The organism is Nitrosomonas cryotolerans ATCC 49181 (assembly GCF_900143275.1).
Classification (GTDB): Bacteria; Pseudomonadota; Gammaproteobacteria; order Burkholderiales; family Nitrosomonadaceae; genus Nitrosomonas; species Nitrosomonas cryotolerans.
The window spans coordinates 2,703,676-2,718,240 of record NZ_FSRO01000001.1; the positions used below are offsets into that span (position 1 = coordinate 2,703,676).

At 46.4% G+C, this 14,565-nt stretch carries 17 protein-coding genes; 6 read left to right on the plus strand and 11 right to left on the minus strand.

All coding sequences use genetic code 11. The annotated features are described in order from the left end of the window. Window positions 1–105: 105 nt before the first annotated feature. Window positions 106–1,239 carry an IS200/IS605 family element RNA-guided endonuclease TnpB gene (gene tnpB / locus BUQ89_RS12070; RefSeq protein ID WP_074202452.1) on the minus strand — a complete coding sequence of 378 codons (1,134 nt, stop codon included), beginning with the start codon at window positions 1,237–1,239 and terminating at the stop codon, window positions 106–108. Window positions 1,240–1,435: 196 nt separating this feature from the next. Between tnpB and BUQ89_RS13755 the strand changes: the two genes are divergently transcribed. After that, the gene (locus BUQ89_RS13755; protein ID WP_178377646.1) at window positions 1,436–1,627 is read left to right on the plus strand and encodes a hypothetical protein; all 192 of its coding nucleotides are present in this window, start codon (window positions 1,436–1,438) and stop codon (window positions 1,625–1,627) included. Window positions 1,628–1,782: 155 nt separating this feature from the next. After that, window positions 1,783–2,037, plus strand: a complete 255-nt coding sequence (locus BUQ89_RS12075) for a helix-turn-helix domain-containing protein (protein ID WP_028460791.1) — start codon at window positions 1,783–1,785, stop codon at window positions 2,035–2,037. 68 nt (window positions 2,038–2,105) lie between these two features. Here the strand turns inward: BUQ89_RS12075 and BUQ89_RS12080 are convergent, their stop codons facing one another. Continuing rightward, window positions 2,106–3,179: an IS5 family transposase gene (locus BUQ89_RS12080; protein ID WP_083399491.1), complete on the minus strand. Its 1,074-nt coding sequence runs from the start codon at window positions 3,177–3,179 to the stop codon at window positions 2,106–2,108. A 120-nt stretch (window positions 3,180–3,299) separates the two neighbouring features. On the opposite strand from BUQ89_RS12080, the gene BUQ89_RS12085 reads away from it, so the two are divergent. Next, entirely contained in the window at window positions 3,300–4,193 is an 894-nt protein-coding gene (locus tag BUQ89_RS12085; RefSeq protein ID WP_281250626.1) for an IS3 family transposase, read from the plus strand. Window positions 4,194–4,258: 65 nt separating this feature from the next. On the opposite strand, the gene BUQ89_RS12090 is transcribed toward BUQ89_RS12085, so the two are convergent. The 5 genes from BUQ89_RS12090 to rplU all read right to left on the minus strand — a co-directional run bounded on the left by BUQ89_RS12090 (window position 4,259) and on the right by rplU (window position 7,885). Beyond that, window positions 4,259–4,624, minus strand: coding sequence for a hypothetical protein (locus BUQ89_RS12090; protein ID WP_218612811.1), 366 nt, complete (start codon window positions 4,622–4,624; stop codon window positions 4,259–4,261). 401 nt (window positions 4,625–5,025) lie between these two features. Next, the gene (gene proB, locus BUQ89_RS12095; protein WP_028461351.1) at window positions 5,026–6,144 is read right to left on the minus strand and encodes a glutamate 5-kinase; all 1,119 of its coding nucleotides are present in this window, start codon (window positions 6,142–6,144) and stop codon (window positions 5,026–5,028) included. 3 nt (window positions 6,145–6,147) lie between these two features. Next, window positions 6,148–7,191 (minus strand): Obg family GTPase CgtA, encoded by a 1,044-nt coding sequence (gene cgtA / locus BUQ89_RS12100; protein ID WP_028461352.1) that lies wholly within the window; start codon window positions 7,189–7,191, stop codon window positions 6,148–6,150. A 112-nt stretch (window positions 7,192–7,303) separates the two neighbouring features. Next, window positions 7,304–7,561, minus strand: a complete 258-nt coding sequence (gene rpmA, locus BUQ89_RS12105; protein WP_028461353.1) for a 50S ribosomal protein L27 — start codon at window positions 7,559–7,561, stop codon at window positions 7,304–7,306. Between the two features lie 12 nt (window positions 7,562–7,573). Next, window positions 7,574–7,885 carry a 50S ribosomal protein L21 gene (rplU, locus tag BUQ89_RS12110; protein WP_028461354.1) on the minus strand — a complete coding sequence of 104 codons (312 nt, stop codon included), beginning with the start codon at window positions 7,883–7,885 and terminating at the stop codon, window positions 7,574–7,576. A 147-nt stretch (window positions 7,886–8,032) separates the two neighbouring features. On the opposite strand from rplU, the gene ispB reads away from it, so the two are divergent. After that, window positions 8,033–9,001, plus strand: a complete 969-nt coding sequence (ispB, locus tag BUQ89_RS12115) for an octaprenyl diphosphate synthase (RefSeq protein ID WP_028461355.1) — start codon at window positions 8,033–8,035, stop codon at window positions 8,999–9,001. 260 nt (window positions 9,002–9,261) lie between these two features. Here ispB and pyrC read toward each other — a convergent pair whose 3' ends face one another. The 4 genes from pyrC to cysQ all read right to left on the minus strand — a co-directional run bounded on the left by pyrC (window position 9,262) and on the right by cysQ (window position 12,980). Next, on the minus strand, window positions 9,262–10,302 hold the full coding sequence (gene pyrC / locus BUQ89_RS12120) for a dihydroorotase (protein WP_028461356.1): 1,041 nt from the start codon (window positions 10,300–10,302) through the stop codon (window positions 9,262–9,264). Window positions 10,303–10,403: 101 nt separating this feature from the next. Then, complete coding sequence (rsmI, locus tag BUQ89_RS12125) at window positions 10,404–11,258, minus strand: 16S rRNA (cytidine(1402)-2'-O)-methyltransferase (protein WP_028461357.1); 855 nt, start codon at window positions 11,256–11,258, stop codon at window positions 10,404–10,406. A 290-nt stretch (window positions 11,259–11,548) separates the two neighbouring features. Beyond that, a complete protein-coding gene (gene cysC / locus BUQ89_RS12130; RefSeq protein ID WP_036572953.1) occupies window positions 11,549–12,145 on the minus strand; it encodes an adenylyl-sulfate kinase in 597 nt (198 codons plus the stop codon). A gap of 49 nt (window positions 12,146–12,194) precedes the next feature. Then, on the minus strand, window positions 12,195–12,980 hold the full coding sequence (gene cysQ, locus BUQ89_RS12135; protein ID WP_028461359.1) for a 3'(2'),5'-bisphosphate nucleotidase CysQ: 786 nt from the start codon (window positions 12,978–12,980) through the stop codon (window positions 12,195–12,197). Between the two features lie 500 nt (window positions 12,981–13,480). Between cysQ and BUQ89_RS12140 the strand changes: the two genes are divergently transcribed. Together BUQ89_RS12140 and BUQ89_RS12145 are read left to right on the plus strand one after the other, a co-directional pair. After that, window positions 13,481–13,972, plus strand: a complete 492-nt coding sequence (locus BUQ89_RS12140) for a hypothetical protein (RefSeq protein WP_028461360.1) — start codon at window positions 13,481–13,483, stop codon at window positions 13,970–13,972. 167 nt (window positions 13,973–14,139) lie between these two features. After that, window positions 14,140–14,526, plus strand: a complete 387-nt coding sequence (locus tag BUQ89_RS12145) for a calcium-binding protein (RefSeq protein ID WP_036572943.1) — start codon at window positions 14,140–14,142, stop codon at window positions 14,524–14,526. Window positions 14,527–14,565: the final 39 nt, after the last annotated feature.

Here is a 14,565-nt window from a genome sequence, read left to right on the forward strand (position 1 = left end):
TTTTGTGGCAAGTGGCGGGAAGCTAAGTTCCAATTAATGGGGCTTGACTGCTCCCCTCCGTAAACGAAGGGGATTTCCAATTCAACGAATCCAACCCGGACGCACCTAAATGCAAACAGGACTTATAGATTCTCCAAGGGCTGACACCGCCAGTCCAGCGGCCAAAACATTACGCGCTGCGTTGATGTCTCGATCATGGATTGATCCGCATTCCGGACAAGTCCATTCACGCACATTCAAAGGCATCTTGTTTACGGTATGCCCACATCCCGAGCAGCGTTTGCTGCTTGGATACCATCGGTCAATACCTACAAGCTCTCGCCCGTACCACAGCGACTTGTATTCTAATTGCCGCACAAATTCACCCCATCCTGCATCGGAAATTGATTTTGCGAGGCAACGATTTTTCTTCATATTGCTAACAGCTAAAGACTCTACAGCTATCACTTGGTTTTCGTTCACTAGCCGTGTTGAGAGTTTATGTAGAAAGTCTTTACGAGCATCAGCAATTCCTGCATGTAGTCGCGCTACTTTCAGTCTGGCTTTTTGTCTATTGGCCGACCCTTTGCGCTTTTTAGATAGCTTGCGTTGCAGCTTAGCAAGCCTGGTTTCATTCTTTCGTAGCGTGTTAGGAGACGCAATCTTCTCGCCCGTAGAAAGAATAGCGAAGTGCGTTAATCCTAAGTCAATGCCGACTTTGCCGCTAACCCTTGGCTTTCGCGCAACAGAGTCGTCGCAAAGCATAGAAACATGGTATCGACCCGCTGAGTCTTTAGAGACTGTTGCAATCGTTAGTTTTGTTGCCTTAGGAAGGGTGCGCGACCATCTGATATTCAGTGGATCTTTCATCTTCGCCAGTTTCAGAGACTTACCGTCCCACTTGAAGGCGCTGGACGTGTATTCAGCCGATTGCTTCTCATGCTTGCTTTTGAATGACGGGTATTTGGCTCGTTTGGCAAAGAAATTACCAAATGCCGTTTGCAGGTGGCGGAGAGATTGCTGCACAGGAACACTGGAAACTTTGTTCAGCCATTCAAATTCAGGCTCTTTTTTTAACTCGGTCAACAAAGAGGAGGTAGCATGATACCCGATTCTTTTTTTCTCGGTATACCAAGCATCAGAACGAACGCGCAACATGCGATTATAGACAAACCGAGCACACCCGAATGTTTGAGCCAGAATAGTTTCTTGCTCAAAAGTTGGGTAAAACCTGAATTTGTATGCGCGCTTAATTTCCATTAATACACTGTAACAGAAATAGGTGAGAAAACAGGCTTTAGTATCAGCGAAGCTGACTCCCTATCCATCCCCGGCCTTAAGACCGGGGTTTTCCGGAAGTTGAGATGATAAATATCAGTTTATTGATGAATTAACTGCCCCCCTCCGTAAACGAAGAGGATTCCCAATTCAACGAATCCAACCCGGATGCACTTAAATGCAAACAGGACTTACAGATTCTCCAAGGACTGACACCGCCAGTCCAACGGCCAAAACATTACGCGCTGCGTTGATGTCTCGATCATGGATTGATACTTGGTTTTCGTTCGCTGCCGCGTTGAGAATTTATGTAGAAAGTCTTTACGAGCATCAGCAATGCTTGCATGTAGTCTGGCCTTTCGTCTGTTGACCGACTCTTTGCGCTTTTTAGATCGCTTGCCTTGCAGCTTAGCAAGCTTGGTTTCATTCTTTCGTAGTGTGTTAGGAAGCGCAATCTTTGAAGTGGTACCGCAAAACTGGACAAATTGTTAAGCTCTGATATGAAATAAATAGAGAGACATAATCATGAGCAAGAAACGTATGCAATATTCAACAGAATTCAAAGCCAAAATAGCCTTGGCAGCAATACGTGGAGAAGAAACGGTACCACAACTAGCCGCTCGTTATCATATCCATCCTACGCAGATTAATAGCTGGAAACGTCATTTGATTGAAAAAGCCAGTGATTTGTTTGGCAAGAATAGTGACGCCAATAATAAGAATAAGACCTCTGCACAACCGCGTAAATTTGCTGTGATAATGGGAGAAATGTCCAAATGACATTTGTTATGCGTGTTATTTTGGCAGAAAGTGAAGCTTTTCTTCCTTTTAAAGGAAGTTTTCTCCCTTTATGTGGCATTTAGACGGACTACTCCCCTTGGTGGCTTGTCCACGAAAATTTTGTTGGCAGCTTTTTTTAAATTCATGCAGATGCTTTTCAGCATAACTTGGGCGTTGACTTTCGCCGTGCCGAAGTAACTGGCGCGTCCCATCCCGAATAGACGTTTGGCCGTGCCGAAACACTGTTCAACAATATAGCGTTTTTTGCTGATCAATTTATTCGCCAGCTTCTGGCGTGCCGAGAGTGGTTTGTTCTTGTACGCACGATGCATGATTGCGCTCTTGATTTTGTGATTTTTTAGAAACTGCCGATTGGCGTTGCTGGCTGATCCTTTGTCGGCATATACCCGATTTGCCTCGATGTGCGCACCCTCGATAGCTGCTTCGAAATGTATCATTTCGCTCTGGTTGGCAGGGGCAGTGTGAACTCCGCGCACATAGCCGTCTTGCGAATCCACTACCAGGTAACTGCGATAGCCAAATTGCGACTTCTTGCCTTTTTTTAGCCAGGTCGCATCCGGATCCGCGCTTTGTTCTTCAATAAAAGTGATTCCCGGTTGGCTGCCATCCTCAAATTGAACAGCCTTACCTTCGGCATCCACCTCAAGCAGGATAACCTTTTTGGGGCGTGCCGCTGACTCAATCAGCGTGGCATCAATTACCGCTCCCATTGCGCCTTTGATCATCAATCCGTGTGATTGAAGCTGTTCATTGATCGAGGCTAGCAGATCGTCTAACCGATCGCCGGACACCAATCGGTTGCGAAACCGACACAGGGTGGTTTCGTCCGGTATCGCATCCGACAAGGACAAACCACAAAATTGTAGAAAATCAATCCGAACATACAGTGCTTGCTCCAACGCAGCATCCGACAAACTATGCCACTGTCCCAGCAGGATCGCCTTGAACATCATTAACCTATCAAATGGTTCCCGTCCTCCACCATGCGATAACTCGCGCTTGTATAAACCTGTAAGCTTCGAACGTAACTCCTGCCAGTCAATCAGGACATCAATCTTCATTAGCACACTGTCTCGTCTCAATCGCTGTGCCAATTCCAGTGTTCCAAAACTTATCTGCATCTCTTGCTCCAAATGTCTTCTGCTTGTCACTATTTTAGTCGGTTATCGCGCTGACGGGGGAGTTGTGCAAAGGTCTTAGAATGGTCATAGTGCCGACGATTTACATCGCGTGATTGGGCAATTGACGGTGGAACGCGATTTTTTAGCCAGAAAGCTCGATCATTAAGTGTTGCTGAGCGCAAAACAATGATCGAGCACCACGAGAAACTAAGTCAATCGCGTCAATGCCATTTACTGGGTGTTGCACGCTCGTCGTATTATTATCAGCCACAACCCACAGATGGGAGTGAGTTAATCTTGTTGCGTCAAATGGATGAGCAGTATTTGAAAACACCACAGTATGGTTCACGTAGTTATGCCACGTGGTTCAGGCGCCAGAGGATGATGATAGGCCGCAAGAAAGCCACTTCAATGATGAAGATGCTGGGCATTATTAGCACAGCACCAAAGCCCAAAACTAGTATTCCGGCCAAGCAGCACAAGAAATATCCTTATCTGCTCAAAGATAAGGCCATTAGTCGCCCCAACCAAGTTTGGGCGACTGATATCACTTACGTACCGATGGAAAAAGGTTTTGGCTATCTTGTTGCTATTATGGACTGGCATTCGCGTAAAGTACTGAGCTGGCGCTTATCCAACACACTGGACGCTGATTTCTGTGTCCAGGCTTTGGAAGCTGCCATCCAGGATCATGGCTGTCCGAAAATCATGAATAGTGATCAGGGTGTGCAGTTTACCAGCGAGGCATTTACATCAATACTAAAAACCAATGGTATACAGATCAGCATGGATGGCAAGGGCTGCTACTATGACAATATTTTTGTTGAACGACTATGGCGTACAGTCAAATACGAACATTTATATACCCAGGAATTCAATAACCTAAAGGAGGTAAGAAAAAGTTTAAATGTTTGGTTCAACTGGTACAATCAAGAACGTTTTCATCAAAGTCTTGATAATCTAACACCAGATGAAGTTTACTATCAGAAGTATGCAATTCCTCAAGCTGCCTGAGCTTGATTAACCAGCCATGTTAGAGCTTAATTTATCTTCAGGTTGTCTAGTTAAAGGAGGCCACTTCACTTCTCACCTGTAGAAAGAATAGCGAAGTGCGTTAATCCTAAGTCAATACCGACTTTAGCGCTAACCTTTGGCTTTAACACAACGGAATCGTCGCAAAGCATGGAAACGTGGTATCGACCCGCTGAGTCTTTAGAGGCCGTTTCAGTGGTTAGTTTTACTGCCCTAGGAAGGATGCGAGACCATCTGATATTCAGTGGATCTTCCATCTTTGCCAACTTCAGAGATTTACCGTCCCACTTGAAAGCGCTGGACGTGTATTCAGCCGATTGCTTGCCATGCTTGCGCTTGAATGACGGGCATTTAGTTCGTTTGGCAAAAAAATTACCGAATGCCGCTTGCAGGTGACGGAAAGATTGCTGCACAGGCATACTGGAAACTTTGTTTTCACAGCCACACACATACTTGAGAAAACCGGGTGCACTCTGCGGCTACTTCCGGCCAGCCTACATGTTCTTTACAGCCCGTTTCATTTTCAATACAGTACGTTTTAGTGGGGAATCTATTTTTTTGATATGTCTATTTCCCCCAATTCATCGCCTTGAGCAATGCGCGGCAGCGTAGATCAGGCGTATCCAGCTGAGTTGGCGAATCAGTCGTAACAGCACCTGTGATCGCGATTGTCCAGTCGATCATCAACTAATTTTCTCTACCTTGAAACAGGAGAAAAGTATGACTCAGGCCGAAGAACGAATGGCCAAGATCAGAATGCTAGCACCGGAAAATGGTCATCGGGTCGGGTCAGAAAAAATCGCCCACCCGTATTTCAGAGCAATACCAGATTATTGCGATGAATTAACTCCGATTCATCCTCATAGCCCAGAATTGCTGCAATTTCACTACTGGGTCGTCTCAGAATCTTTTGAGTTTCTATCGCATTGTAATTAATCAGCCCGCGTGCAATTTCCTTACCAGTCGGATCAAGACAGGCCACTGCCTCTCCTCGCTCAAAATCCCCACTGATCTTTGTGACGCCAATGGGCAATAAGCTTTTACCATGTTTGCTAAGCGCCTTGACAGCCCCTTTGTCCAGTGTCACTTCACCGCGCACCTGTAAATAATCTGCCAGCCACTGCTTACGTGCTGCCAATACAGGTATTTTTGCCAATAATCGGGTACCAATCGGTTCGCCTTCAGCCAGACGAACCAGCACATTATCTTCATGCCCCGAAGCGATAATCGTGTCCGCACCACTGCGGGCGGCTCGTTTTGCCGCCATGACTTTCGTCTGCATCCCTCCTCGCCCGATACTGCTTCCGATACCACCCGCCATTTCTTCAATTGCAGGGTCGCCTGCGCTCACTTCACTTAACAGTTTTGCATCTCGATTCTTACGCGGATCACTGGTGAATAAACCCAACTGATCAGTCAGAATCACCAATGCATCCGCTTCAATCAGATTGGTGACCAGCGCAGCCAGCGTATCGTTATCACCAAAGCGAATTGCTTCAATCGCGACCGTATCATTTTCATTAATGATCGGAATAATATTCAGCTTGAGTAAGGTTGTGAGTGTGGAACGTGCGTTGAGATAGCGGGTACGATTAGACAGGTCTTCGTGAGTCAGTAATACTTGGGCCGTCTGGAGTTTATGCTGACAAAAACTAGATGCATAAGCCTGTGCCAGGCCCATCTGCCCAACCGCAGCGGCTGCCTGTAATTCATATAAGGCAGTCGGTCGTTTTTCCCAGTTCAATCGCTGCATGCCTTCTGCGATAGCGCCAGAGGAAACCAGAACCACCTCTTTGCCCATTTCCTTCAAATGCGCAATCTGCGCTACCCAGCAGGCCAGCGCTACATGATCCAACCCCTTGCCCTGGTTAGTCACCAGACTGCTGCCAATCTTAATTACAATGCGCTGTGCTTGTTTTAATATGGATTGCATAAATTATCTATCATTAGACTCATTATTTGCTTCGATCACATTTTGTTCCAGATATTCCATAATAGCGTAAGTTAATACCTTACAACCAGCACCGCTTAATGCAGAAAGCGCAAAATATCGACCTTCCCATCCAAGATTGTGAATGAGCTGATTACAAATCGCTGCACGCTCATCCTCGGGCAACAGATCAACCTTATTCAACACAAGCCAACGAGGCTTCTGATAGAGTGATGTGTCATATTTTTGCAGCTCTTTTACCAGTGCCTGGACATCGTGTACAGGATCTGCCTTTTCATCCAATGGCATCATGTCAATGACATGAAGGAGTAACCGGGTACGCGTTAAATGTTTCAGAAAGCGATGACCCAACCCGATGCCTTCAGCTGCCCCTTCGATCAAACCCGGTATGTCAGCAATGACGAAACTGCGATTCTGATCTACCCGCACTACACCCAGATGGGGATGTAATGTGGTGAATGGATAGTCTGCCACCTTTGGACGTGCTGCAGAGACTGCACGAATAAGAGTTGATTTACCGGCATTAGGCATACCCAGTAAACCGACATCCGCCAATACTTTTAATTCCAGCTTTAATTCAGATTCCTGCCCCGGCTCACCGTGAGTAAATTGGCGGGGAGCGCGATTGGTGCTGGATTTAAAGTGCAGATTACCCAGCCCGCCTGTACCGCCCTGAGCCAATAAAGCTTTTTGCTGATGATGAATCAAGTCGGCCACAATCTCACCCGTATGAATATTGGTGATTAACGTACCCACAGGCATGCGCAAAACAATATCATCGGAGCCTTTACCATAACAATCCGAGCCACGCCCATTCTGACCGTTCTTTGTTCGATATATACGCGCAAAGCGATAATCAATCAGTGTATTAATATTACGATCCGCTATCGCATAAATACTGCCGCCGCGTCCACCATCACCCCCGTCCGGCCCACCTCTCGGAACAAATTTTTCGCGACGAAAACTGGCCGCACCATCACCGCCTTTACCCGCGAATACCTGAATAGTCGCTTCATCAATAAACTTCATCGGTTTGTCTTCTGTTAAAACTCGATACCACAAACAAAAAAACCCCATCGCAGCCGACGGGGCTTTTTGCAAAAACCGAATTTTCCGGAATTTTAAAAATACCCTTATACCTTCATACAGGAATGATATTTGCCATCTTGCGTTTGTGTTCGCCCTTGACACAGAAATCTACTTTTCCTGTAACTTTGGCGAACAAAGTATGATCTTTACCCATTCCCACATTCGTGCCAGGATGAACCTGTGTACCACGCTGGCGAATAATGATGCTGCCGGCTGAAACCAGCTCGCCACCAAAACGTTTTACACCTAACCGTTTGGAATGCGAATCACGGCCGTTTCTTGAACTGCCGCCTGCTTTTTTATGTGCCATTTCAATTACTCCTTATGCCGAAATACCGGTAATCTGAATTTCGGTGTAATTCTGTCGATGCCCCTGGTGCTTCTGGTAATGTTTACGACGACGCATTTTAAAAATACGAATCTTGTCATGTCGTCCCTGCCCCAGCACCGTTGCACGAACTGTAGCGCCGTCGACAAGCGGCGCACCCATTGAAACCTTTTCACCATCAGCAATCATCAGCACCTGATCAATCACGAGTTCACTGCCGTCTTCAGCCTTAAGCTGCTCTATCTTCAGTTTCTCGCCAACTTCAATGCGATATTGCTTACCACCGGTCTTTATTACCGCATACATATTTGACTCCATACATCTCTTTTACAGAACAGGGAATTATACATAATCAGATATCTTTTGTGCGGAGAAAATTAAATTGATTATCGCTTCATACTTGACACTTTGGCGCTGACATTCCTAACATAGCGTTTTCTTCAAGGTAAAATTGTGTCAATCGAATCTATCAGAAGCTTTATCGCACCAGACATGAATGTGGTGGACAGTGTCATTCGGGAAAAACTGCACTCTCATGTCGCACTCATTCGCCAGGTCAGTGAATATATTATCAATAGTGGGGGGAAACGTCTGCGACCCGCACTTGTCATTCTATCTGCCGGCGCCTTTGGCTATACTGGAAAATATCACTACAATCTCGCCGCCGTCATAGAATTTATTCATACAGCAACGCTCTTGCATGACGATGTCGTCGATGAATCCGAACTCCGGCGTAACAAGGAAACAGCCAACGCGTTGTTTGGCAATGCAGCCAGTGTATTAGTTGGTGATTTCCTCTATTCCCGTGCATTTCAGATGATGGTGGAAGTCGACAACATGCGGGTCATGCAGGTACTGGCCGATGCGACCAACACGATTGCCGAAGGTGAGGTCCTACAAATGCTCAATTGTCGTGACCCGGATGTTGAAGAAGATAATTATCTCCGCGTCATTCGCTTCAAAACCGCCAAATTGTTTGAAGCCGCCAGTCGGCTGGGAGCCATTCTTGGCAATGCGGCAGAAGAAGAAGAAAGAGCCCTCGCGATCTACGGCATGCATTTGGGCACCGCATTTCAATTAATTGACGACATGCTGGACTATTCCGGCGATTATCAGGAAACCGGCAAAAATCTGGGGGATGATTTAGCTGAAGGAAAGCCGACACTGCCCCTCATTTATGCCATGAGAGCCGGGACACCGGCACAGATCAGCATCATACGCAAGGCAATTGAAGAAGGTGGGCAAGATGAGCTCCAGTCGGTGCTGCAAGTCATTCAACAAACGAATGCACTTGACTATGCTAGACAATGTGCCCAGGCTGAAGCTGACACCGCATCCGCCGCCATTGCGTCATTACCAGATTCTGACTACAAAACATCTTTACTCCAATTGGCCACCTTTGCAATAACCCGTAATCATTAATACCGACTTCAGATAGTCAGTATCGATCACCCGGATAAAACCTGATGGCGATATGGAATTACGCAGTTCATGTCGCTTCATCGTATGCCTAAGAAGGTGTATTCCATGGTGTTCGGAGTACAGCTCAGCCTGGAGGGTATTACATCGGAACACAGGACTCGACGCTTCAAAGCCGTCCAGCTGGCCAACAATAGACGATTCCTCAACAATGGCCAGATATCGGTCGAATGCGGCCTAACGACACTGGAACAGCAAATACCTCATTCAACCATTTTCCAGGCCAGGCTTTCTCCTGCCCGCAACGGAATCAGATTTCTTCCTGCAAATTCAAGCTGTGCAGGCATGATCCAGCTTTCCTTTTTAAGCGTGATCGTATCCTGATTACGTGGTAGTTGGTAGAAATCCGCGCCATGGAAGCTGGCAAATGCTTCCAGTTTTTCCAGGGCATTCGCTCGTTCAAAAGCTTCTGCGTAGAATTCAATAGCTGCATGGGCCGTATAAATGCCGGCGCAGCCACAGGCCGCCTCCTTATCGGACTGGGCATGTGGCGCACTATCCGTACCCAGAAAAAATTTTGGATTACCGCTGATCGCGGCCTCAACCAAACCCAGCCGGTGTGTTTCACGCTTCAATACGGGCAAGCAAAAATGGTGCGGATGAATGCCACCATAGAATAGTGCATTACGGTTAAGCAGCAAATGATGGGCAGTTATGCTGGCGGCAATATAACGGCTGGCTTCTTTGACAAACGCAACCGCATGACACGTCGTGATATGCTCCAATACGATTCTTAATTGCGGGAAATGCCGCGTGAGTGGAAACAAAATACGATCGATAAAAATACTTTCCCTATCGAATACATCCACTTCCGAATCCACAACTTCGCCATGCACCAGTAACGGCAAACCCACTCGTTCCATGGCTTCCAGCACGAGATAACATTTTTCAATATCAGTAACACCGGCATCAGAATGGGTCGTCGCACCTGCCGGATAATATTTTACTCCATGAACAATACCACTCTCTTTAGCTCGAATAATTTCCGAGGGAGGTGTGTTATCAGTCAAATACAGTGTCATTAAGGGTTCAAACCGTGCCCGCATTGCAACGGGTAGTGCGGCCAGTATCCGTGCACGATATGCCCGCGCCATTTCAGTCGTCACAATGGGTGGCTTCAGGTTAGGCATAATAATGGCACGTGCAAACTGGCGGGCAGAATCAGGTACGACTGCGTGCAGCTGCTCATTATCCCGCACATGCAAATGCCAATCATCCGGGCGTGTAAGAATTAAAGTATTCAAAATAAATAAGAGGTTATCAATGCGATAAACAGCATCCTATCACACTCCAGATTCAATGATAATTCAGTCAGTAGCGCCGCGCTTGGTTACCCATCCGACAGTTATACCACGCCAGATTCTTGCTGCGACAACGCCAGTTTGTATAGCACCTTCCTGTTCTCACCAGTAATATCCGCAGCCAGCTGAACGGCCTGTTTCAATGGCAGATCAGCCAACAGCCGTTTCAGTATCTGTTGGGCCTGCTCGCTGACCATCGATTTGTCCTGAACGGCAGCACCGGATAGCAATAAAACAAACTCCCCTTTTTGCTGATTAGCATCCGTTTTCAGCCAGGCCAATGCATCACCTAAAGTACTCACATGAATCGTCTCAAATAGTTTGGTCAGCTCTCTTGCAATGGTGATTTTGCGATCTGCACCAAAAACCAGTATCAAATCGGCCATACAATCAAGGATACGGTGCGGGGCTTCATAAAATATCAGCGTACAGGTATAACACTTCAGTGTCGCTAATATGTTTCTGCGTGCACCTGTCTTAGTTGGTAAGAAACCATAAAATAGAAATTGAGGATTGACAATCCCTGATGCTGACAAAGCACATAATGCCGCATTCGCACCTGGAATCGGAATCACGGGATAACCTTGCTGGCGTATCAGATCAACCAGTTTCGCACCCGGATCGGAAACGCCCGGCGTTCCCGCATCCGAAATCAGCGCCACTGTTTTCCCAGCCGCCAGTAATGTTGCAATTTTTTCTGCCATTACCGTTTCATTATGCTGGTGCAAGGTAATTCTGCGAGTGGTTATTGAATGATGGGCCAACAAATGACCCGAAGTATGAACGTGCTCAGCTGCCACCACATCCACATTCGCCAGCACATCCAGTGCACGCAAACTGATATCGTTTAAATTGCCTATTGGCGTAGCGACTATGTATAACGCGCTCTTTGTTAACATATTCATGAAGGTACCCGTTCTCCGCAGCCGGCCGGTTTCGATCAAGCGCTCACCGCCGCATCGAATAAATTGACAGGCATTTTCGAGACGACTGACTCAACAGAATAACAAATGATCCGAAACCCAGGATCAGAAGCAAAATGCTATCTGCCCTGCCAAACTAAAATCTTATGAGACTTTTGCAAAAGCCCTCGCCAGAAGTTTTCTGCTATTGATTATAAAAGGTTAATTTTTTAATCATTGGGGTTTTGCAAAAGTCTCCTTATATAAATCAAAATCAATGCGTCCACTTATACAATGCCGCGGCTTTCAAGTAATGTGGTGACGCGTTCCACCGCTTCATCGATGGGTACTTTATCCGTTTCCACGACCAGCTCTGGCTTCTCCGGGGGCTCATAGGGAGAACTGATACCCGTAAACTGCTTGATTTCACCTGCGCGCGCACGCTGATAAAGTCCTTTGACATCACGCTGTTCACACACTTCGAGTGAGCAATGACAGAATATTTCCAGAAAATGCCCATGAGGAAACATGCTCCGTACCCGGCTTCTATCCGCAATAAAAGGAGAAATAAAAGCAGTCAGTGTAATCACACCCGCTTCTACAAATAATTTAGCCGCCTCACCCACGCGACGGATATTCTCCTGACGATCCGTCGACTGAAAGCCCAGATCGCTACACAGACCATGACGCACATTATCTCCATCGAGTACAAAAGTACGGCATCCCCGTTGATGCAATGCCTCTTCCACAGCGTGGGACAGCGTAGACTTGCCTGATCCGGATAAACCGGTAAACCACAGCACAACACTTTTATGCTGATTTTGCAACTCCCTTCGCTCCCGGGTAACGCTGGCATGGTGCCAGACGGTGTCACTACTTTTCATTTTATAGATGTCCATTGCTATACTGATTTTAATTGAGAAGAATTCATACTTAAGCACGACCGCTCGAAACAGACTGCACCAGGAAATGCGGATTAATCAGTGAATCTTTAGTGTTATATAACAGTGGCTGACCATTTTCGACAATAATAACTTCGCCACCTGCCGCATTCACCACAGCATGCGCTGCTGCGGTATCCCATTCGGATGTCGGACCTAGTCTCGGATAAAGATCTGCCTTACCTTCCGCTACCAGACAAAGCTTAATGGAACTGCCTATCGAAATCAGCTCATATTCTCCAAGATCTGCCAGAAAAGCCTGCAAGCTATCACCCGCATGCGTCCGACTCCCAGTCACTATCCAGGGTTCACCCGCCTTATGTTGCTTTACTCCTATTTCATACTGCTCACCAGCTTGTTGCTTTCTGGCAGGCTGCCCTTGTTCACCCATCCAGGTCACATCAAGAACCGGCGCGTGAACCACACCCAAAACGGGTTCATGATTATCAATCAACGCAATATTGACCGTAAATTCACCATTGCGCTTCATGAATTCCTTCGTTCCGTCCAATGGATCAATCAACCAGTAACGACACCATTGCCGGCGCACATCCCAGGCAATCGTCAGCGACTCTTCCGATAAAACAGGAATCGTCGGAGTCAGTTTCTGCAGCTGCTGCGTGATCAAATGATGTGAAGCTATATCCGCTGCTGTCAGCGGACTATTGTCTAATTTTATGTGTTTTTCAAAACTATCCTGCTGGTAGATATCAAGAATGATTTTACCCGCGCTTATCGCAATAGAAACAATAGATTCGATATCGACCGCTGGTTTCATGGCGTGCACTCTCTCTGCCTCCTTCTATAATTTCGTCATCATGAAAATGGAAATGAGGATACCCCTCATCCAGTCTGATTGACTGTATTGTTATAACTATTATTTTACCCGTTTTTATTACAGCGCCTGTATTTGACGCAATCCCGTAAAAGAGACAAGCTCATACTGCCATAGCAATGACAATGGTAACCATGACCGGCTACTCAATTATTCACACAAGGCCAGGCAGAACATATATAACCCGCTTTCTCCGCACGAAGTACTCATAATCCTCTCCTTCTTAAAACCACCTGTTTACAGGCCTGTAGCCATTGGGAAAATTAAAGATCGATATGCTGAATCCAGTATTTCCACTCCGATCAGGAACCACAGCACATTTTAGATTATTCGAAGCATTTAAATCGGGGTTAATTTCATCGTTAATTCCACTTGTATTATTCCCAATGGTGCCGTAGAATCGCCGCTTTAGATCGCAGAAATAAAAAAAGGGACTCTTACTTATGGCAGCAGAATCATTACTTGGGGGTGGCTCCGGTCAAGAACTCACCGCTGGAACAAAAGCATTATTAGATCGATTTTTACATGACACCGTTGAGAGCAGTGCAAAATTAACAGACTTAGGTGGTGGTTCTAAGTTAATTATCGGCACAGGCAGCAAAGGTGAGACGCAAGGTGCTGTTGTTTCAGGCCTTGTAGCTGTTGCCGCAGAAATTAAAGATGGCGTGATGCAACTGGCGGTCAAGTTACCCGCCGGTGTCAGCATCGCCTTTGAAGGTCTAAACAAACTTGCAACAGCCGCAGAAGTAAAGACTTATATTAACGAGCAAATTGAACAGTCGCTGCCAGGTGCTGATACCGATCCTGCCGTTATTGCTCTGCGTGGTAGCCTGGAAAAGGCGATCAATAACCTGACCGAAGCATTTGCTGCCAAAGGCGTTGACACCACATTATTCGCGTTGTTGAGTTTTCTGATAGCGATGGAGAGTCCCTGAACAGCACTTCCAACGCAAGTACAGATTTTGATACTAACGTTTCCACCTCCGAAAACGGCAATATTCTTTTCGATGCCAGCGGTGTAGACAATCACGAGATTTTTGCATTACTCCTGAATCAAATTGAAGCAGGTAAAACGCTGGAACTCAAAAATATTGAAAGTGCGATGCTGGTAGGTAAGGGTACCGTTCAAGTAGTGGACGATACGGGTGCCAACCTGCATGGTGACAACCGGGATCAACATATCATTGGCGGTAGCGGTAATGATACGCTGGTTGGTGGTGGCGGCAATGATACGCTGGTCGGTGGCGATGGTGATGACATTATCGGATTCAATGCACTGGGTCATTACACTGTTCAGATTGATCAAAGCGATAAACTGGCCTTCCAGTTTGATGATCTGCATTCCTTAGACGATCTCTTGCCACATGTTACTAATGTCGTTGAATCGAACGGCAATGTTACCTTCGAATTCTCAGATGACGCTTCCATTACGCTGGTTGGTGTAACAGCCGATGATATTACTGCGGATATGGTGAAGTTTACGTTGTAATCTAGTTAATTCGCTTTAGAAAGCCCGCTGGAAAATCGC